Here is a 19283-nt window from a genome sequence, read left to right on the forward strand (position 1 = left end):
GCCCATATCCAGTCCTGAGCCTAGGACTGAGTCCAGCCCCGCGAACGGCTTGTCCAAGGACTTCATCGAGTCCAGGCCAAGTTTTTCCATCGCACTCATGTAGTTGTCGCCAAGGAGTGCGGCACTAGCAATCGACGATATGGCAGTGGAATCCACCAACTTCGTTGCGTCTAAGCCAAGCTTCTCTAGCGACAAGCCGAAGCCGGGTGTGGCTGCAGTAATGTCTGTGATCCAACTAGGAACCTCGGGGACAGAAAACGAGGCCAAGGCAGAGACACTGTCTGTAGTGAACCCGCCTTGAAGCACGGAGCTGACGGTCATCAAGCGGTCTTCCGGGATCATGGGTCAACTCTACTGATGCTGGCCGACAATTCTGGAGCGGTGCCAATTCGGCGCAGCTTTCACGATTACTGCGTCTTGGTCTATGTGGAAAACCGCAGGCATCGGCATCGGAGCCGTCTGCCCGTGAGCCTCCTGTGACCACACCGAAATCCGAGCGGCGGCGACCAGGGACGAGCCTCCAGTTCCGGGACCTACGCGGATGCATCACTAACTCTTTCCCTCACCCTCGACGGCGAGTTTTGCCGGCGTGTGCTGTCGGAACTCGACAGTTAGTGAACATGTGGTATTCGCAGTGAGATGGGGCTGCTTGTGCTGATTTAGCAGGAGTCTTGTCTCCTCGTTTAAGAGCGAAAAACATACCCCTCACATAGACCCCCGGGTGTATGCCTTTAAGTGAGCGTATGGTAGGGGCGGGAGATGGCAGGTTTTACCGCGTTTTATGCTCCAGTTTCCTCTGCCATGTCCGCCCTGACACGAAAAATGTCACTGGGTGCCGATAGTCTCTTCAGTGAGTTCTGATGCGACTAATGATGGTTGCAGCTCGCACATTTGGGGAGGCCGAGTTGGCTGAGAAGAAGACTGTTTTCGTGGCGTTTGCTATTGAGGACGAGCGTATGCGGGACCTGTTGAAGGGGCAGTCGCTGCACTCTCGCGCACCGTACGAGTTCATCGACATGTCGGTCAAGGAACCTTACGACTCAGGCTGGAAGGACAAGGTCCGTACGCGCATCCGCCGCTCGCATGGGGTGATTGCACTGGTGAGCAAGAACTCGGTGACGTCCTCCGGGCAGAAGTGGGAGATCGAATGCGCCAAGGAAGAGGGCAAGCCGCTTCTCGGCGTTTGGGCGTACTCCACCGACAGCACGAGGCTGGATGGGTTCCGCACGGTCGCTTGGAGCGATGTGAACATTTCCACCTTCATTGACTCTCTCTGAGGTTCGGCAACATGCGTAAAGCGCTCATCGTCGGGATCGACCATTACGACCAAATCGGGTCACTCAGCGGCGCAGTGAATGACGCACACGCCGTCAAGGCCGTACTCGAGCGGCACGCGGACGGCACGCTCAACTTCCAGCAGCCGAGGCTGATGACAAGCACCGGCCCCGGGGCAACTGTGACCCGCACCCAGCTGAGGGAGGCCGTCGAGGAGCTCTTCGAGGACGACGCCGAGATCTCGTTGTTCTACTTCTCTGGCCACGGCTTCATCGACGGGGCCGGCGGCTACCTGTGCGCGAGCGACTGCGCTGACGGGCACGACGGGCTCTCCCTGTTCGATGTCATGACCTTCGCGAACAGCTCGCCGGCAAAGAACAAGGTGATCATCCTCGACAGCTGCCACAGCGGAGTCGCGGGCGGCAACGCTGTCGCGGCCCAGGTCGCCGAGATCAAGGAGGGCGTCACCATCCTCACTGCGTCGACCGCCGAGCAGTACGCCATGGAGACCGGCGGCTCGGGGGTGTTCACCAGCCTGCTCGTGGATGCGTTGAGCGGGGCCGCGGGTAACCTGGTGGGCGACGTGACCCCCGGGAGCGTTTACGCGCACATCGACCAGTCCCTCGGGAACTGGGCGCAACGGCCTGTGTTCAAGACGAACGTGAAGAAGTTCGTCTCGCTCCGGGAGACGAAGGCACCGATCGAGCTGGCCCAGCTGCAAAAGCTCACGGTCCTGTTCGACGAGCCAACCAGACAGCTCCAGCTGGACCCCAGCTATGAGCCGCATCGCTCTGGAACAGAGGATGAGTCTGTTCCGTTGCCGGACCCGGTCAAGACCGCTGAGTTTGCCGTGCTGCAGGCGCTGGTCAAAGTCAACCTGGTCCGCCCGGTCGATGCGCCTCATATGTGGCACGCTGCGATGGAATCGAAGGCCTGTGAGCTGACCGTGCTCGGCCAGCACTATTGGAAGCTCGTGAAACAGGACTTGATCTAATGCCCTCGCCCGATGGGATCCGTGAAGCGCTTGAGAGCGTGAACACCGTCGAACAGCTGGCGGCCATCGAGCACGAACGGTGGGCGCACTGGCAGCGGTACGTCCACGACCAGTGTGAGCGCCAGGATGATGGTTCTCTAGTGATTCCCGCTGAACTGGCAACGCGTTGGCAGGCCCAGATCGAGACACCCTACGCACAGCTGTCCGAGCGAGAGAAGGACAGCGACCGGGAGCAGGTGCGCAGGTACCTGCCTGTCGTCATAGACGCGCTGAACAGCTGACGACCTTCCGTCGTGGGGGGACGACTTACGTTGATAGCGAGAGGGAGCGCCCCCAGGGTCCTGCCTTGGGGCTCAACTCGTGCTTGAAACCTCAGGAACCAAGCAAGATGTCCCGGATGTCGGTCCACGACATCGACCAGCGTCGACGAAGCCAGCCACGGTGGGTCCCAGCTATGAGGAGGCTAAATTAGAGGGCCTTCGGCAGGCTTCTTGGGGGCGCTCGGGAACTCGTTTTCCGGATGGGAGGCGAATGAACGTGATTAAGTTCCTGGCCTGGTTCCCGTCACCACCAGCTCTGACCACACCAGCAGCTGCCTTCCTGGTGCTGCTGGATGGCTTCCACCCGCACGGGACTGCCGCACTGCCTGGGCGTCGTACGGATAGGGTCCCGAACTCTTTCATCGATGGGATCGAATCCCGTCCCCGAACGAGTACACTCAACCCATTGTCACCCATAGAGTCGGGTTGGACGGGGAGAGTGCATGAGCGACAGCCGAGGCCTCTTGGTGGGCATCGACAAGTATGCCATCAAGGGCCTAAAGAACTCGGCAGTTGCCGGAAGGAGCCTCAGCCATCGCGAAACACCCGGCGACCCACCACGACCAGACGACCATCTGGCCCGACGGCGCAGTGAGGGGCTGATCGATGCTTGGTCTTGCCGTCTTCCTTCTGCTAATAAGCGCCTTTGTCTTGGTCAACGCCCTCACTGACCGAGGCATGGTCGAGCGACGCAGGAACAAGCCGAACTACGGATGGCTCCTTGAGGAAATGGCCGAGTTTGAGCAGGCCGGTGGCCGCGTGCAGGAAATCGATGACCAAGCAGTTACGGTCCGGCGAATGATGCGAAAGATCGTTGTCGGGCCAGGGGTCTTCGCGTTGTTGTTGACCGTCGGCATGACTTGGTTTGGACTTACGTTGTGGATCCCTGCGGCCCTTATTGGCCTGTACGTTGTCGCCGCAGGCACGTTTTCTTGGCTGGTATCCGATTTGTTTGGTTTGGTCGACGGAAGAGGGCCCCGGTCAAGGACTGATATCGCGGTCGCACTGCTCACTCTTGGTCTCAAGGGAGCGATTGTCGCCGTAGGAATCTTCACAGCTGGCCAAGGAATCGCTCACGTAAACACCGGTGAGTGGTTCTCGGGGATTCCGCTGATGGCTCTCGCTATCGGGCTCCTCACCTACTGTTACCTGCCCGTTGCGATCATCGACCGGCATCTCCAGAAGGTGAAGGAATTCGATTTCGCTAGGACCACCAAGACTGACGCAGTCCTCTTCCTCCGATCTTTCGGAGACGACGACCTTCGCTTGTATTCGCCCTATGGCTCGATAGGTCCGCGATATCGCTTCGTCCCTGGCAGGAAGCGATTCGAGGAGGTGCTCTCATCTGCACTATTAGGCCGTAGCGAGTTAGTGGGCGTTGGCAAGCCAGGCGAGAAACTCCCCATGCTCGGCGCATCGCGCACCTATTGGGACCACGACAACTGGAAAGACGCGATCAGGTCCACTGCGTCGCGAACTGACGGGCTCCTCGTGCTTGCGGGAAAGACTCAGAGCCTGGGCTGGGAGATGACCCAGTTGTTGGAGCTCGGATTGCTCGGAAAGACCCTGGTCCTGTTTCCGCCTGACAACGTGGTCGACACCATCGAGCGGTATGCCTATATCGACGAGGCACTGAAGTTTAGGTCACAACACAAGCTTCCCGATGAGCTCAAGCTGATGCTGACTGCTGTTGCGTTCGATCAGGCGGGGCGTCCGATTCACTACATGTCGGGCGGACGAGACTGGTCCTCCTATATCGCGGCGCTTCTTCACTTCCAGATGGTTCTTGCTGGTGATTTGCAGTTCGACGCGGAGGGGGCCGTTTCGGAAGCGGTTGCCATGGCCGAAGATCCATTCCAGCAGGCCGCCTACTTGATGGATGTCGGAGAGCGCACCAAGGCGCAGTCCATCCTCAACCAGACCGAACTCGACTCGTCGGACGCGTCTGGGCTCATCGGTCGCGCGTGGGAGAGAGTGGCGCTTTATGGAGACCTCGCGGGTGCCCGTCAAGTCCTCCTGGCGTCGCCCGTTGGCGCGCACGAACCCATGGTCGAGCGTGCTCTGGCAGCACTCGACGCCGTGGAAAAAGGTGGCGACAGCCGAATCATCCTGCGGGCGCGGTACGCGACACGCTTTCAGAACCGGCCCGGTCGGGTTCGTGTTGGCACCGTGCGGCTCAATCGAATCGCTGCAGTCCGCTTTCAGCGTCTGATGCAGCGGATCGGGTCGGCTGAAGACGCCCAAGATCGCGAGGCCGCATGCAACTACTCTGGTGATTTGCTTGATTTCGCCGAGTCGGAAGGCATCTCGACACTGATCGCCATGGCGCAGGTCCAACTCGGCGACGCCGAATTCGAACGCGGGAACTTGGAACGTGCGACGGCGCTGTTTCAAGAAGCAAGGGCGCTTCGCGAGGCACCCAGGGTTCAGCTTTCGCTAATGCTGCCACGACTCGACCCAACCAAGACTGTTGATGAGGCGCTGAACTGGCTTGTGCGAGTGGCAGACCATGAAGACAACGTCGACAAGCGGAAGGCAGCACTTCAGGAGTTGCTCATGTTCCGCTCGGAGTATGGAGCACCAGAAGACGCTGCTTGGGCAGCCGAGCAACTTGGTCGGTCGCATGGAGAATCCGGTGACCTTAACACCGCCAGGCGATACTTCGACCAAGCCCACTCCGAGTACACCAAAGTTGGACGGCTGTCACAAGCAGGTTGGATCAAGGTCTTGCAGGCCAAGGTCGAGTCACAGCAGGACAACCCCGACGGAGCCCTCAAACTTTTGCAACAGGCCATGGAGGTTTCAGCAGCCGCCGACGACCCAGCTCTGCGGTTTGAGACGAACCGCCTTGCCGGTGATATCCAGCAGAAACTCGCCGCCAAGACTTCTGACGAAGACCTCGTTTGGCAAGCAAGGACGAGCTACGAGTCCGCCCTGGAAGCCGCACGCGAGGCGGCGCAGATCGTCGCCAAGCAGAAGAGTTCAACGCCAGACGAGCTCCACGAGAGCAGACTGAATCTGTCCATCGCACTCAATGACTTGGGCACCTTCACCAATAAGACCGACGCTAGAGGTGCGCAGGCCCTCTATCAGGAAGCCGTGGCGATACGGCGAGCACTGGTAGCAGAGACCCCCAAGGATTACGGGTTTGCCCGCCGGCTGGGCTTCTCCCTTCTCTACTTGGCCGAAAACAGTAGAAGTCTTCAGGACGCTGAGGGGCCGGACACCTGGGTAGAGGTAGTGACACAGTTCTCGTCGCTCACCGAGAACCTCAATAACAGCAAGACGGCTGCCAGCGACTTTAGTTTCTCCATCGACCGCTTCCTAGAGGGCCAGGCCACCAACACATCGCGAAGCAAGGAACTTGATGCTCTGGCTTCTACGGTACCCACGATCCAGAAAGCACTTCGACTCATAGTCGAGCATGCCTCACCTGACGATGCCTACAAGGCAACCCGCGCTATCTTCGGACTCGCCACCGAATTCGATCGTGTCTCGATGAGTGCCCCCGCGCATGACCTTTTTGTGGCGACCCACGCTGCGCGCCGTCGCCTCTCAGATGATTATCCCGGCAACCGGCTGGTCCGTCGGGGACTCGCCTTCTCACTGCTAAACGCCAACTCGCGGTACCTGCCTGCGGAGCCTGACTCAGCGCTCAGTGACTTTCGCGAAGCAACTTCAATCTTCGAGAACTTGGCGGAGTCGGCCTACAGCGAGGCATCCACTTCGGCCCAATCGGATCTGCTATACGGGCTAATGCACGCCACTAAGCACCTCCGCCAGGTCTCACATCCAGCGGCGCAAGAGTTCGCCGGCCGCGCTGCTGAAGTCGCACGCCACCTCCTTGCGGTGGAGCCAAGTGAGCCCCGATGGAAGAACGACTTGGCATGGGCACTCAAGTGGAGTGCCGACGCCATTCCCAAGGAGGACACGGTAACTGCGCTTCTCGGCTACCGGAAGGTTCTCGACTTGGATGTTGCCGACGGCTTCCCCGCCCTGGTTCACTGGCTGGCGCTCAAGAACTCAGGAGTCATTGTTGACGACATCGACCCCGTCGAAGCCAGCCGCTTCTACGCCGAAGCTGTCCACTTCGCGAAAGCCCAGTTGGAAGGTCACCCAAGTGACGAAGACTGGGAGTGGCAACTCGGGCGCTCACTGGCATGGAATGCGGAAGCTTCGAGCTCGATTGAACCAGCGAGTGCACTCGCCAAATGGCGCGAATGTATTGAGTTGCAGAAGCGCAGGCTCCCGAACCATCAAGGGGATCTGAAAGAGATTCGGTTACTTGCCGTTGCACTCAATAATGCTGGAGTCCTCGTCGGGTCCGAGGATGTCGAAACCGCAGCAGCCCTCCACCAGGAGGCGGACCGGTACTTTCGCGAGTTGACCGCACTTGACCCTGGCAATCCGACGCGACTCCGGGATGTCGTCGAGGTTGGTATGGATCTTGCTAAGCTTCTCTCAGCGGCCAACCCGACGCATCGCGAAGCCGCGCCAGCATGGGAGCAGGTGAGGCAGGACATTGAGCTGCTGGCAACGAGGACTGAGCTCACGCAGCAGGAAGTAGAGATCCTTCAGAAGCCCGGTACTCTCGGTAGCGGTCCCAGTTGATGTAAGCAGTTGGTCCAAGACTCTGGTGATCTCGCACCACGGTGCTCCCCGACGCAACGAAGGCTATGAGACCTCGTCGGCGATGACAAGTCGAGTCCCGTCGAGCAGCGCCTTTCGTGCGTTGCAGTGCACAAAGATTTCCCGCTTGCGTGGGAATTGGTTACTCAGGACTGCCCTGGCGTCGTTGCCGCTGTCACCGATCTTGCTTTTGCACGCTGGCCAGAAGCGATCACGACTCCAAGCCCATCCTGTCACCAGGGGTCGCGGCCAACGAGGAAGTCGCCCTCCGGTTCGGGGTCAGCGTGAGACATGGCGCGGTGGCGGATGGACTCAAGTATTCACCGCCTCAGCAGTGGAACCGATCACCTCCTTTGCCCTGCGGGCTTCGTGTTCTTCTTTGATAGCGAAATCACGCCTATGCTTCCGGCCGTTCCAGCTAGTGAACATGTGGTGATCGCAGTGGGATGGGGCTGTTTGTGCTGATTTCGCAGGGATCTTTTGTCCTCGTTTATGAGCGAAAAACATACCCCTCACATAGACCCCCGGGGGTATGTTCTTAACTATTTATGCGTGAAGGCATTCGAGCGATGGCAGGCTTACCGTCAAACATGTGCGCGGAAGCAGCGCCTGCCCGAACCCGCCGAGCTGCTGCCCGGGCTTGCCGTCGGCCCCTACCGGTACAGCGACACTGGCGTCCGCCCGAAGGCCGGAACGCGCTGGCGGAGGAGTACGCGCAGGCGTTGGCTGTCTGGCTGACGGTCCTTCCCTCGCCGAGCAACGCTAGACGGCAAGATCGCAGTGATGGTTCTCTTCCCGCTCCATGATCTGGTGCAGCGGGTTACCGTGGCAGGTCGGCCGGCAGCCTTGTTGCGTCCGGTGCCGGGCCCCCTGCGTCGGACAGTTTATGCAGTCGATTGCGAAGACTCTTCGGAGCCTGGGCCGGCTGCGCTGGCAGGCCGGGGCGAGCTGGCCTGTCGGTAGTGCCGGTTCCTGGGCAGCAGGACCGTGGCCGCCAGCAGTGAGGCGATGAGGGACGCCGCCAGGATCCCGGTCGTCGCCTGGTCACCGTAGTTGCTGCCGTGGCCGAAGCTGAGCTCCGCAACCAGCAGGGAAACGGTGAAGCCGATCCCGCCGAGGAGCGAAACTCCGAAAATGTCGATCCACTTGATGGAACGGTCCAGTCTTGCCCTGGTGGCCTTGGTAAGGAGCCAGACCGTTCCGAGAATCCCGATCGGTTTGCCCACGACCAGGGCGATGATGATCCCGACAGTCACCGGGTTCGAGACCAAGGATCCGATCCCGTCCCGGCCGCCCACCTGTACACCGGCGGCAAAGAAGGCGAACACCGGCACGGCGACACCAGCTGAAACGGGGCGCAGCCGGTGCTCCAGGATCTCGGCCAACCCCCCACCCGGCTGCGGTCCGCCGTTGGAGTGAGCCAGCGGGACAGAGAAGCCCAGCATGACTCCTGCAACAGTCGCGTGAATCCCTGAATTGTGGACCAGCACCCAGGCGGCAGCACCCAAGGGAAGCAGGATCAGCCAGGCCGCTGCCCCTGTACTGAAGAACCGCCGGTACCTGTGTGCAAGAAAGGTGTAGGAACCCAAGGCGAGCAGCACCAGCAGCAGCGGTTCCGGACGAATGTCCTGCGAGTAGAAGAACGCGATGACGCCAATTGCGATCAGGTCATCGACAACTGCGAGTGTCAGGAGGAAAATCCGCAACGCACCCGGCAGGTGCGACCCGATCAGGGCCAGAACAGCTACGGCGAAGGCGATGTCCGTCGCCGTCGGGATCGCCCACCCCCTCAGCGTTTCGGGACTGGCCAGGTTGACCACGGAATAGATGATGGCGGGAACAGCGACCCCACCTGCGGCAGCGGCAACGGGCACGACCGACTTGCTGGGCTCGCGCAGATCCCCGATCAGGAACTCCCGCTTAAGTTCAAGGCCGACGAGGAAAAAGAAGATGGCCAGCAGACCGTCCGACGCCCACTCGCCCAGGCTGAGGTCCAGATGCCACGGCTCGTATCCGACCCGGATATCCCTCAGCTGGAAGTAACCGGCGGAGAGCGGGGAGTTTGCCCAGATGAGAGCGATGATCGCAGCTGCCACGAGCAGCGCGCCGCCGACAGTCTCTTTGCGCAGGATGGAACCGATGCGCAGCAACTCGGAAGAACTTTCCCCTCCGAGCAGGAAGAAGCGGGGGCGGGAGTCCGGTGAGTTCTGGTCCATTCTTTGCGTCCTCGAGTAGTCCCGACAAGACAATGTCCCTCGCCGACGTAGTGGTCAGCGCAGCCGGGCGAATGTCACGTTAGTTCCTCCATGAGCCGGGCGAGGATGTCATTCATGGCGAGCAGCCCGACGAGCTGATTGCCTTCCACCACGACGAGCCGGCTGAGGTGATAGCGGCTCATCAGGGCGGCTGCCTGGCGGACGGACAGGTCCTCGTTGACAGTGATCGCGGGAATCGTGGCGGCGTCATAGACGTTCAGGAGGTCCACATCCCCCTCCTGCGCAACGACCGTGTCCAGGAGTTCTCTGTAGCTGAGCAGGCCGTAGGCGTCGTGGGCGTGCTGCCGCTCCACTACCAGGCTCTTCACCTGGCGCTCCTTCATCATGAACAGCGCCTCCCGCAGCGTGCTGTAGGGGGAGATCGTGACGACCTCGGGGACCATGACATCTTTGACGGTGAGCATCTTTCCTCCTCGTAACGTTTCCGGGCCTGCTTCAGGAGCCCTCGCGGCGCAGATGCTCCTCGAACCTGACCACCTGCCGCATATCGATCCCGGTCAGGTGCTCGATCGGAATCGCGAAGGCCAGGCCCCGGGATTCCGTTCCTTGAACCAATATCGAGTGCAGTTCCTTCAGGATGGGGGCAGTCAGGTGAGCGCCGACGACCATCAGCAGCACGGACTGCGTCCCTTCGAAGGTGAGCCCGAAAAACGTCTTCCTGGCCTCACCCCCGATGCCCTTGCCCGGCAAAATGGTCACACCCGTGGCACCGGCCTGCTGGGCGTGTTCAATCACCTTGTCTTCAAGCTCGTCCGGGGCAATCACGATGACTGCTGTGAATTTCATGCCGGTTCCCTCCTCAGACGGGGAAATCTCTCCATCACCATGGCATACACCATGACGGAAATGACGGGGAAGATCGAGGCATACGCGATCAGCCCAAAACCGTCGATCAGGGCGTCGCGTCCTTCGACCGCCGTTGCTAGGCCGATGCCAAGGGCTGTTACCAGCGGCACCGTGATCTCCGACGTCGTCACCCCGCCCAGGTCGAAGGCCAGGGCGATGATGTATTTCGGTGCGAAGAACACCAGCACGATAGCGACGGCGTAGGCGGTCATGATGAAGTAGTGGAACGGCCCTCCCACGAGAATGCGATAGACGCCGAATCCGATCCCGAGGGCGACGCCAACAGCGACAATGACCCTGACGGCGAACGCGCTGATCTTGCCCGGGGATGCTTCCTGGGCCTGCTCGCCGATGGCGACCAGGGCAGGCTCGGCCATGGTGACCGCGAAGCCGATGAGCAGCGCGAACAGCAGGATCAGGGCCGGGATTCCCTGCTGAATCAGCTGTTCCGCCATCAGGGTCCCGAGCGGGAACAGCCCGAGCTTGAGCCCCACGACAAAGGCATACAGTCCCACCAGGACCATGATGAAGCCAATGACGACCCGCAGGGGGTGGGGCAGCTTTCGCCGGAGCGCAACCCATTGGAAGAAGAGGACAACGCCCACGATCGGCAGCACTTCCCGGATCATTCCGGCGAGGCCAAGGATCACGCCGACCACCCAATCCGTCGGGGCCTCCCCGGTGCCGGTGACCGGCGGAGCCGCCCCGGCATCGCCGAAGGTGTAGACCCAGATGCCGTAGAGCTGCACCCCGATCATGGGCACCATCACGCAAAGTGCCACCAGGCCAAAGCCGTCGGCGAGCAGGCTGCGTCCCCTGATGGAATTGGCCAGACCGAGACCGATCGCCGCGATCAGCGGGACACTGACGATGTTGGTGGTGACCCCGCCCGAATCGTAGGCAAGACCAATGATCTCCGGCGGGGCGATATACGTCAGTCCCAGCGCCAACGCATAGCCCGCGATCAGCAGTTTGTACACCGCCCAGCCCCGCAGGACACGCAGTACGCCCAAGATCAAGACCAGACCCACCGACACAGCGATGACAAAGCGCAGCACCAGCGCATTGATCCGACCATCGCTGACCAGCTGGGCCTGCTCCGCGACAGCGATCACCGCCGGCTCCGCGACGGAGGCAGCGAAGCCAATGGCAAACCCAAAGGGTAGCAACAACCCCAGCGCCCCGCTCCGGACGAACTGATTCGCCAGGTTCTTCCCGACCGGAAAGATACTCAGATCCAGGCCATACAGGAACAGGGCAATGCCCACAGCCACGATCAGGAGTCCCGCCACCAGCTCCAGTGGGTCATCGGGCATGGAGCGGAACACCAGCAGTTGGAACAGAACAACCACGATAACGATGGGCAGAAGGTTCCTGAGCGCCTTAAGGAATTCGCTGGCGAATCGGCTGAGGTGCTCCATCGGGTCCTCTCCCGGAATGATCCTGCGAGTACCCGGCTTTTCAGTCTGCCGGGCCAGCCCAGTCGCATCTACCAACCGAGGCTCCGGTGTGAATCGACGACACGCGCGGGTCCACGACCGTCATCGCCCGCTCCCTGCGAGCCGGGCGACCCGACGCTCAAGTTCGGCGATCCGATCGGTGATCGGCTGGCTGTGCAGGAGCTCGGCGACCTGATCGGCCTCGTCCTCCTCGAGCACGATCCTTGCCACTACCCGATCAAGCTCCGCCGAGTCGTAAACGAAGATTTCGCATCTGCCGGGACGCGCGACGAGGATGCGGAATTGCTGGCCATCGCGGGTCAGGCAGTCGTGCAGCACGCCGGAGCCGGGCACCGTGGAGTGGGTGATCTCCATTGGGCACTCCGTTCCGTCGGTTCTAGGGGTAAATCCAGTCTCCCTATGCGGTCAGGGACGCGCCATTGGGCCTGACACCCATTTCCGGTGCGCCGCGCGCCCGAAACTCCGCCGCCCGTGGGTGCCAGCCCTCATGGACAAAGGACGCGGGCCGCGCAAGGCTAGTACGCATGCGGACTCCGCTCGAAACCAGGGCCGCCGGAACGGCACGCGGCGTGCCTCCGAAAGGACCAGCACAGTTGCTGTTCTGGCGACTGTTCATCATCAACGGTTTGCTCTTCGCGATCGGCACGCTCGTGTTGGCACTCTCGCCGGCGACCGTGTCCTCGCCCGTCCTGCTCACCGAGGTACCAGTCCTCCTCATCGGACTGGCCCTCATCCTCGCCGCGAACGCCGCCCTGGTGCGGGCCAGCCTCGCGCCGCTCGACGCCTTGACCGCCGTGATGCGCCGAGTGGGCCTGCTGCGACGCGGTGGCGACCGGGCGATCGAAGCCGGCAACGGCGACCTCGAGCACCTCATCCGCACCTTCAATGAGATGCTCGACCGGCTGGAGGCGGAGAACAGCGCGAGCAGCGCCCTCGCGCTGGCCGCGCAGGAGGGGGAACGCCAACGGATCTCGCGGGAACTGCACGACCAGATCGGCCAGAGCCTGACCGTTGCTCTCCTCAGTCTCAAACGGGTTGTCGATCGATCTCCCGACGAGCTCCGCGAGGAGAGCCTCGTCGCCCAGGAGGCGGTCCGCTCCAGCCTGGAGGAGGTCCGCCAGGTGGCGCAGCGTCTGCGCCCGGGCGTGCTCGCGGACCTCGGCCTGCGGAGCGCGCTGAATTCGCTGGGCTCGGAGTTCTCCCGCTCGAGCGGGATCCCCGTGACCTGGGAGCTCGATGATGACCTCCCCGAGCTCAGCGGAGACGTCGAGCTTGTGCTTTACCGCATCGCGCAGGAGGCGCTCACCAATGTCGCCCGGCACGCGCACGCAACACGAGTCGATTTCGCGCTCACCTCGACGACGAAGGGGCTGACCCTGCGGATTCGCGACGACGGGCAAGGCGGTGACCTCCGCGAAGGCGCGGGCATCCGCGGGATGCGCGAACGCGCCCTGCTCATCGGTGCCGAGCTGACGATCGCCGCACGGGCGAGCGGGGGGACCGACGTTCGCCTCGTCGTTCCCGGCGTCGAGACGGGGAGCTGATCCGATGGGCGAACCCACGCGCATCCTGCTCGCCGACGACCACGCCCTGGTCCGCCGCGGCCTTCGCATGATCCTCGACGCCGAACCCGACCTCACCGTCGTGGCCGAGGCCGCCGACGGCACAGAGGCCGTCGCCGCCGCGACCGCGGGCGGGGTTGACCTCGCTGTTCTCGACATCGCCATGCCCCGGATGACCGGCATCCAGGCGGCGCGACAGATAGCGCGAAGCGCGCCCGACGTGCGGATCCTCATCCTGTCGATGTACGACAACGAGCAGTACTTCTTCGAGGCGCTTCGCGCCGGGGCCTCGGGCTATGTGCTCAAGTCGGTGGCCGACCGCGATCTCATCGAGGCGTGCCGTGCAGCGATGCGCGGGGAGTCGTTTCTCTACCCGGGCGCGGTCACCGCGCTCATCCGCGACTATCTGGAGCGCGACCGGCGTGGTGACCGGATGCCGGACAGGATCCTCACGCCCCGCGAGGAGCAGATTACGAAGCTCATCGCAGAGGGGAACTCCGCCAAGGAGATCGCCGACATCCTCAGGATCAGCGTGAAGACCGTCGATCGCCACCGGGCCAACGTCCTGCAGAAGCTCGGGTTGCGCGACCGGCTGGACCTCACAAGGTTCGCCATCCGCACAGGGCTCATCGAGCCATAAGCGGTCCGACCTGAGGAGGGACGGCGCATGACTGCACCATCACAACCTTTCGTTGAAACTATCGGCCTTGTCCAAGATTTCGGCAGGACACGTGCACCGTGCAGACCTTACCCGAGAGTCGTCGGCGGTGAATTCCACGATCTTCTGGGCCCCCACAGTGCAGGCAAATCCACCACGCTGAGGATTCTCCTGGGCCTCATCGGCCCCGCCCCCGGTACAGCCAGGTTGTTCGGCCTGGGCTCCTGGACCGATCCTGTCGAACCGCGCCGGGACGCTGCAGTCCTCCGGCTCACGGTTGTACGCAGGAGGGCGGGAAGCAGTCATGGCTCTGTCAGATGAAGAGCGCAGACGCCTTGAAAAGCTCGAACAGGAACTGGCCCTATCCGACCCGGGTCTGGACAGGCAGCTGCAATCGGGCAGGAACCCGGCTTCCCCTCGTACTATCTACGGTGTCCTGGCCGTTCTGGCCGGCTTCGCCTTGGTCATCGCCGGCATCATCACACAGCTTGCGGTCATCGGCGTCGCTGGCTTCCTGCTGATGGTCGCAGGAGCCAGCTGGTTCCTTAGCGACCTCCGCATAGGGGACGTGACCGGGCGGCAGCCAGAACGCCGGGCGGACGGCGGACCCTTGCCCCTTTGACCGCTGCCTGCTCGCGGGGTGTCGGCGTTCACCATCGCTACCTCACCTGACAGGAGACTTACCGATGAACGTATTGATCACTCCTGCAAAGGAACATCTACAGTTCCTTGCGGCGGAACAGCATTGCGGCCAGACAGACCAAGGCCAGGGAGAGCACGAGCGTCGTCGTAACCGCCCAGAATGACGTCGGAACCTCAGCGCCGGAGGCAATCGACGTTGCCTGGCCGGTTATGCCTGCCGGGGAGTAGCTCTTGAGCGGGTTCCAGATGGCACCGATGGACAACAGCACGTACGCTCCGAGTCCGGCCCCGGCGGCTCCCGCCGCGGAGGGTACCAGGACGGACAAGAGGGCCATTAGGGCAACAAAGAGCACGCCCAGCACTAGCCAGAGAAGCGATGACCTCCACAGCGTGTTTCCCGGTGCTTCTCCGAAGACAGCGGCGGTGATTCCCCAAGTAATGAGGGTCCCGACGACCAGGATCAGCGCGAGGAATGCAGAGTGGATGACGGCCTTGACGATGACGAACGCGGTGCGGGACACCGGTTTGGTGAGGACGAAGACAGCAGTACCGCTCTTGACCTCTGATGAGACGAGGCCTCCGTACGTGATGACCAACGCGAACACGGTGATTTGAGACAGATTCTTGATCCACTGCCCGTAAGCGTCGAGGTAGGTGGGCGATGGGACGTTGATCCGGCCGAGCTGGTCCCCGACCAGGGCGGTGATGAGCTCGGGGGTGAAGCGGGCTAGCGGCGGCCCGGTGAGCGCGAAGAAGATGACGATCGAGGGGAGCACCCAGATGCGCCAGGTGCGGAGTATTTCCAGGGTCTCCTTGCGGGCGAATACGAGGTAGCCGTTCAGGGCCTGTCACCTCCCACCAGTTCGATGAAGACATCCTCCAAGGCGGTCTCTCTGACTTCCAGGCGTGACAATCCCGTCCCCTGAGTGGTCACCATGGCTGGAATCCCGTGCTGCGCCGCTCTAACGTCACTGACCGTGACTTCGATGACGCCGTTCGGTCCGAGAGTGACTGACCTAACCCACTCACGTTGGGTCAGGGCCGCGGCCAAGGCATCAGCACCGTCGGTGACGACGACGACGATTTTCTCCTTCCCGTAGCGGTTCTTGAGCTCCTCGATGGGTGCCTGCACCACAACTCGGCCCCGATCGAGAATGACAGCGGAGTCGCAGACCCGCTCGACGTCGCCCAGGATGTGCGTAGAGAAGAAGACCGTGGTGCGGCCGCGGAGCGATGCGATAAGTTCCAGGACAGCCTTCCGTCCCATGGGATCCAAGGAGCTCGTCGGTTCATCCAGAAGGAGCAGCCGCGGAGCGTTGATGAGGGCCTGGACCACTCCCAGACGCTGTCTCATCCCCCGTGAGTAGTCACCTGTCTTGGTGACAACGTGTCCTAGTCCCGCCACATCCAGCAGCAGATCCACGCGGTCTTCCAACTGCGGACCAGCCATTCCATACAGCCTGCCCGCGAAGCGCAGGGTCTCCTTGGCCGTCATCCAGTTGTAGAAAGCGGGGACGTCCGGCAGGAAGCCGATCTCCGCACGAACCGTGTTGTCGGCTGACGTGACGTCCTGCCCCAGTATCTGGACAGAGCCTGCAGTGGGCCGGGCGAGGCCGGTCAAGAGGCGGAGCATGGTCGTCTTCCCAGCACCATTTGGGCCGAGGAAGCCAAAGATGGAGCCTTCCTCTACAGACAGGTCGACGGCGTCGAGGGCACGGTTTTGCCCGAAGGTCTTTGTGAGACCGCTGACCTGAATAGCCTTGCTCAATTTTTATCCGGATGGTTTGGCGGTCCGTAGAGCCTGTCGACGATGTGATTTGCGCCGTGGGGGCTTCTCTCCGTTGTAGGAGGAATATCGGCCGGGGGAGCAGGTTTACGGCCAACCGTGAGGTATAAAACGGGGCCCAGCAGGTTCAGGCAGAGGATCAGCACGAGCCATACCCACTTGCTGCCGAAAGTAACGCTCCCGGCCGGGCGTCGGTACAGGTCGATGAGGGCAAACACAATGAGCGTCAGGGTGATCAGGACCAAGACCGCCAGCACCACCAGAAAGCCAACTGGGAGAGTCAAGAGGTCGGTGTTCATCGTGCCTCCCTATCCGGCAGACGCACGTTCGGTGTCGGCCACAACTTCCGCAACTGAAGTTCTTCGCTCACATCATCCAATGTAGCCCTGAACCGCCGGGCTCAACCAAGTTCGCCGCACGGCAATTCCCGGACTGACCTTCGCCGGCCGCGCAACTTTGGGAACGGGCGGTCATACGCTGAAGTTCTCCTTCCAGCCTGCCGACGCGGTCGTTGATGCGTTGGACGTGCAGCCACACGCCAAGCATTCGTTCTGACGGGTCGTTGGTTCTGTTGTGCCGGGGCCAATCGTTCCCGGCAGCCCGGTACTCAGCGACCTCAGTAAGGCGCTGCGTCCAGCGCGCTTCGTCGTCAGCCTGTTTTGCCGATGGTTTCCGCCAGTCAGGGATCACGTCCAGGGCGTCAGCGTAGGCAGGGGAGAGGGTGCCCTGCGCTGCTTCCTTACGGCGTCGATGCAGCCACACCGCCAGCGCCTTTTCCCGGGCCGAGCGGCTGAAGATGGGCAACCGGCCTTCGGTCTTGTAGAAGGCGAGAATGTCGTCGAGGTTTTGCTTGCCAGGGGCCGTGATACGCGGAGGTGCGGCGGGAAGCACTGCCTGATGCTCAGCCCTGATGCGGGGATCCAGCTTCGCCGCAATGGCCAGGTGATATCTGACCGTGGTTTCAGCGACGCCGTCAGCGGCTGCGATTTTCGGCGCGGGGATGCCCCGCCGGTACATCAGCACCCACTCCGGATCGGGGGCACAGCGCTTGGTCTGGGTAAATCGCGTGCCCGAGTCATCACCGCAGGGGATCGTCTTTGGGCCGTGCCGCCTGCTTCAGCTCGGCGATCCGCAGCCTAAGGAAAACAATGACGAGGACCAGGGCGTAGACCGCCAGCCCGGCCAGCACGATCGTGACGATCGCGTACAGAACACCAATAACACCGAAGGCTGGACTTACATTCACTGGTTCCCCCCAATAATAGTTAGCCCTAGGCTACGCGGGCGGGGACAGTTATCAGAGCAGCTGGACGCACTCCTCTGGCTTGGGCTGCCACCAAGGGTTACGAACCTCAATCTCGGGGTGGTGCTCCGTGACCCACTCGGCCATCCGACGCCGCCGTCCCACGATGAACTCCAGCGTGGCATTCCGGTACGTGATGTAGTCCGCCGGTATCCCGGAAGACTCAAAGCCCTCAAAGGGCACAAAGAACCGAATCTCCTTGTAGTCCGGCGTCACGAGGTCTTGCATGTGGAAGAAGTCCACGAATGCTATGAATCCTTGTTCCCCCTGCCCGAATAGTTTGAAGAAGTCCTTATGGGCGTTGATGACCGCGAAGAAGTCTCTGTAGGCGTCTTTGAATGCGCCGGCGGGGGCGTTCTCCGACTCTCCGGTGTAGTGCCGCCGGATGCATTCAAGGGTCAGGTCCATACGATCAGCGATCAGCCGACCTGAGGGACCGAACCCTCGGGCCTGGTTCATCGTGGTTTGGCCCGTCCTGACGGGCCAAATCATTGCACTGCCGATGGTGTACGGCGGGTCGAGGTAGGCGGACTTCTGGTCATCGCTCAGCTCGTCCATGGCCTTTACCAGGGACGCCGGAGTTGACCTTCCGGTGTACGAGCTGGTGATGGCATCGCTCCCATAGCAATGCCTCTTTTCATTGGCGTCAGTGTAAATGAGGTACTCGCTCCGTCTGGTTGTCACCTTCGGAGCGAAAGGGACGCCGGACGACAGCTCTTTGCTCCACAGCAGCTGGTGGTCCCACCGGAGCAACTGGCTGTACCTGTCGGGATCTCGCCTGGTCCCCCCGGGTGTGTCCGTCTTGTAGTTGAAAGAAGTGTCGAAGACGCGTGGCAGATGCTGCTGCGGATATTTTGGATCCCTCAAGATTCCCCCAAAGACCAGAGTGATGAGACGCGTTCATCGTACGGGAGACAGGATCTCACCGCACTGGTTTGCCGGGTCATTTGGATTTGGTTGACGAGACCAGGAGCACCGCCCCGACGTACCCGACGCGCCCATAGGATGGTGCAGTGACTGATCAACCCACAAAGCGCCGCTTCCTGACAGTCGAGCAGGCAGCCGAAGAGCTCAACGTGAAGCCGAGCCTCATCCGGGGCCTGATCAGCAGTGGAGAGCTGCGCGCAATTCAGGTCGGCGGGAGGGGCCTGTGGCGCATCGGCCTCCAGGATCTGGAAGACTACATCGCCGAAGCGTACCGGCGCACAGCCTCACACATTGCCGCTGGCGATCTCCTGGATGACGCGGAGTCTGGGACTGTCGAGTAGACAGCGCGCAGTACGGACTGCTCGCCGTGGCCGCACTTCTCCTTGCGAGTGACGAGGAAGCGTCGGCTTAAAACGCGCATTAATCCTGGTCGGGCTGCTGTCCTTCAGTCGGAATCTTGTCCAGGAGATACTTGGCACCTTTGCCAGCTGTCATCCCCGCCGTCGGCCCGCTCAAACCCACCGCGCCCACGATTGCCGCCAGGTCCGCATTCTCCATACTCACGTTCAGGATGAGGCAGGTGACATAGAGAGTCACTGCTATAC

21 protein-coding genes are annotated in these 19283 nt (G+C 61.8%); 8 read left to right on the forward strand and 13 right to left on the reverse strand.

All coding sequences use genetic code 11. From position 1 onward, the window contains the following. Nucleotides 1-342 (reverse strand): hypothetical protein (locus tag AC1DRE_RS24720; protein ID WP_476987107.1); only part of this gene is annotated, 342 nt, incomplete at its 3' end. A 587-nt stretch (nt 343-929) separates the two neighbouring features. On the opposite strand from AC1DRE_RS24720, the gene AC1DRE_RS24725 reads away from it, so the two are divergent. The 4 genes from AC1DRE_RS24725 to AC1DRE_RS24740 all read left to right on the forward strand — a co-directional run bounded on the left by AC1DRE_RS24725 (nt 930) and on the right by AC1DRE_RS24740 (nt 7200). After that, complete coding sequence (locus tag AC1DRE_RS24725; protein ID WP_476987108.1) at nt 930-1277, forward strand: TIR domain-containing protein; 348 nt, start codon at nt 930-932, stop codon at nt 1275-1277. 11 nt (nt 1278-1288) lie between these two features. Then, on the forward strand, nt 1289-2269 hold the full coding sequence (locus AC1DRE_RS24730) for a caspase family protein (RefSeq protein WP_476987109.1): 981 nt from the start codon (nt 1289-1291) through the stop codon (nt 2267-2269). Further along, on the forward strand, nt 2269-2550 hold the full coding sequence (locus AC1DRE_RS24735) for a hypothetical protein (RefSeq protein WP_476987110.1): 282 nt from the start codon (nt 2269-2271) through the stop codon (nt 2548-2550). Before AC1DRE_RS24730 ends, AC1DRE_RS24735 begins: the two co-directional genes overlap by 1 nt. 645 nt (nt 2551-3195) lie before the next feature. After that, nucleotides 3196-7200, forward strand: coding sequence for a tetratricopeptide repeat protein (locus tag AC1DRE_RS24740; protein WP_476987111.1), 4005 nt, complete (start codon nt 3196-3198; stop codon nt 7198-7200). A 902-nt stretch (nt 7201-8102) separates the two neighbouring features. On the opposite strand, the gene nhaA is transcribed toward AC1DRE_RS24740, so the two are convergent. From nhaA to AC1DRE_RS24765, 5 genes are all read right to left on the reverse strand, one after another. Further along, entirely contained in the window at nt 8103-9434 is a 1332-nt protein-coding gene (nhaA, locus tag AC1DRE_RS24745; RefSeq protein WP_476987112.1) for a Na+/H+ antiporter NhaA, read from the reverse strand. A gap of 74 nt (nt 9435-9508) precedes the next feature. After that, complete coding sequence (locus AC1DRE_RS24750) at nt 9509-9898, reverse strand: CBS domain-containing protein (RefSeq protein WP_476987113.1); 390 nt, start codon at nt 9896-9898, stop codon at nt 9509-9511. A gap of 31 nt (nt 9899-9929) precedes the next feature. Next, nucleotides 9930-10280 (reverse strand): P-II family nitrogen regulator, encoded by a 351-nt coding sequence (locus AC1DRE_RS24755; protein WP_476987114.1) that lies wholly within the window; start codon nt 10278-10280, stop codon nt 9930-9932. Then, on the reverse strand, nt 10277-11761 hold the full coding sequence (locus AC1DRE_RS24760; protein ID WP_476987115.1) for a DUF1538 domain-containing protein: 1485 nt from the start codon (nt 11759-11761) through the stop codon (nt 10277-10279). The genes AC1DRE_RS24755 and AC1DRE_RS24760 overlap by 4 nt, the downstream gene beginning before the upstream one ends. A gap of 120 nt (nt 11762-11881) precedes the next feature. Next, nucleotides 11882-12154 carry a cation:proton antiporter regulatory subunit gene (locus tag AC1DRE_RS24765; RefSeq protein ID WP_476987116.1) on the reverse strand — a complete coding sequence of 91 codons (273 nt, stop codon included), beginning with the start codon at nt 12152-12154 and terminating at the stop codon, nt 11882-11884. 239 nt (nt 12155-12393) lie between these two features. Here AC1DRE_RS24765 and AC1DRE_RS24770 point away from each other — a divergent pair, with 239 nt between their 5' ends. From AC1DRE_RS24770 to AC1DRE_RS24780, 3 genes are all read left to right on the forward strand, one after another. After that, a complete protein-coding gene (locus tag AC1DRE_RS24770; protein WP_476987117.1) occupies nt 12394-13344 on the forward strand; it encodes a HAMP domain-containing sensor histidine kinase in 951 nt (316 codons plus the stop codon). Nucleotides 13345-13348: 4 nt separating this feature from the next. Further along, on the forward strand, nt 13349-14002 hold the full coding sequence (locus AC1DRE_RS24775) for a response regulator (RefSeq protein WP_476987118.1): 654 nt from the start codon (nt 13349-13351) through the stop codon (nt 14000-14002). A gap of 322 nt (nt 14003-14324) precedes the next feature. Further along, nucleotides 14325-14642, forward strand: coding sequence for a DUF3040 domain-containing protein (locus tag AC1DRE_RS24780; RefSeq protein ID WP_476987119.1), 318 nt, complete (start codon nt 14325-14327; stop codon nt 14640-14642). Nucleotides 14643-14739: 97 nt separating this feature from the next. Here AC1DRE_RS24780 and AC1DRE_RS24785 read toward each other — a convergent pair whose 3' ends face one another. The 6 genes from AC1DRE_RS24785 to AC1DRE_RS24810 all read right to left on the reverse strand — a co-directional run bounded on the left by AC1DRE_RS24785 (nt 14740) and on the right by AC1DRE_RS24810 (nt 18618). Then, on the reverse strand, nt 14740-15504 hold the full coding sequence (locus tag AC1DRE_RS24785; RefSeq protein WP_476987127.1) for an ABC transporter permease: 765 nt from the start codon (nt 15502-15504) through the stop codon (nt 14740-14742). Next, nucleotides 15501-16430, reverse strand: coding sequence for an ABC transporter ATP-binding protein (locus tag AC1DRE_RS24790; RefSeq protein ID WP_476987120.1), 930 nt, complete (start codon nt 16428-16430; stop codon nt 15501-15503). Before AC1DRE_RS24790 ends, AC1DRE_RS24785 begins: the two co-directional genes overlap by 4 nt. Further along, a complete protein-coding gene (locus AC1DRE_RS24795) occupies nt 16427-16747 on the reverse strand; it encodes a PLDc N-terminal domain-containing protein (protein ID WP_476987121.1) in 321 nt (106 codons plus the stop codon). Before AC1DRE_RS24795 ends, AC1DRE_RS24790 begins: the two co-directional genes overlap by 4 nt. A gap of 67 nt (nt 16748-16814) precedes the next feature. Next, nucleotides 16815-17339: a helicase associated domain-containing protein gene (locus AC1DRE_RS24800; protein ID WP_476987122.1), complete on the reverse strand. Its 525-nt coding sequence runs from the start codon at nt 17337-17339 to the stop codon at nt 16815-16817. Nucleotides 17340-17526: 187 nt separating this feature from the next. Continuing rightward, nucleotides 17527-17694, reverse strand: a complete 168-nt coding sequence (locus AC1DRE_RS24805; protein ID WP_476987123.1) for a hypothetical protein — start codon at nt 17692-17694, stop codon at nt 17527-17529. 51 nt (nt 17695-17745) lie between these two features. After that, nucleotides 17746-18618, reverse strand: coding sequence for a DUF6994 family protein (locus AC1DRE_RS24810; RefSeq protein WP_476987124.1), 873 nt, complete (start codon nt 18616-18618; stop codon nt 17746-17748). Between the two features lie 146 nt (nt 18619-18764). On the opposite strand from AC1DRE_RS24810, the gene AC1DRE_RS24815 reads away from it, so the two are divergent. Further along, nucleotides 18765-19019 carry a helix-turn-helix domain-containing protein gene (locus AC1DRE_RS24815; RefSeq protein ID WP_476987125.1) on the forward strand — a complete coding sequence of 85 codons (255 nt, stop codon included), beginning with the start codon at nt 18765-18767 and terminating at the stop codon, nt 19017-19019. A gap of 79 nt (nt 19020-19098) precedes the next feature. Here the strand turns inward: AC1DRE_RS24815 and AC1DRE_RS24820 are convergent. Beyond that, the coding region (locus AC1DRE_RS24820; RefSeq protein WP_476987126.1) for a hypothetical protein at nt 19099-19283 on the reverse strand (185 nt) is incomplete at its 5' end.

Source organism: Arthrobacter sp. P4_H3, from assembly GCF_056400885.1.

Bases quoted from the DNA above. Each gene is read 5' to 3' on its own strand.
- AC1DRE_RS24740 (WP_476987111.1), top strand. From the start codon at position 3,196: ATGCTTGGTCTTGCCGTCTTCCTTCTGCTAATAAGCGCCTTTGTCTTG.
- AC1DRE_RS24795 (WP_476987121.1), bottom strand. From the start codon at position 16,747: ATGAACACCGACCTCTTGACTCTCCCAGTTGGCTTTCTGGTGGTGCTG.
- AC1DRE_RS24765 (WP_476987116.1), bottom strand. From the start codon at position 12,154: ATGGAGATCACCCACTCCACGGTGCCCGGCTCCGGCGTGCTGCACGAC.
- AC1DRE_RS24760 (WP_476987115.1), bottom strand. From the start codon at position 11,761: ATGGAGCACCTCAGCCGATTCGCCAGCGAATTCCTTAAGGCGCTCAGG.
- AC1DRE_RS24750 (WP_476987113.1), bottom strand. From the start codon at position 9,898: ATGCTCACCGTCAAAGATGTCATGGTCCCCGAGGTCGTCACGATCTCC.
- nhaA (WP_476987112.1), bottom strand. From the start codon at position 9,434: ATGGACCAGAACTCACCGGACTCCCGCCCCCGCTTCTTCCTGCTCGGA.
- AC1DRE_RS24730 (WP_476987109.1), top strand. From the start codon at position 1,289: ATGCGTAAAGCGCTCATCGTCGGGATCGACCATTACGACCAAATCGGG.
- AC1DRE_RS24775 (WP_476987118.1), top strand. From the start codon at position 13,349: ATGGGCGAACCCACGCGCATCCTGCTCGCCGACGACCACGCCCTGGTC.
- AC1DRE_RS24755 (WP_476987114.1), bottom strand. From the start codon at position 10,280: ATGAAATTCACAGCAGTCATCGTGATTGCCCCGGACGAGCTTGAAGAC.
- AC1DRE_RS24735 (WP_476987110.1), top strand. From the start codon at position 2,269: ATGCCCTCGCCCGATGGGATCCGTGAAGCGCTTGAGAGCGTGAACACC.
- AC1DRE_RS24780 (WP_476987119.1), top strand. From the start codon at position 14,325: ATGGCTCTGTCAGATGAAGAGCGCAGACGCCTTGAAAAGCTCGAACAG.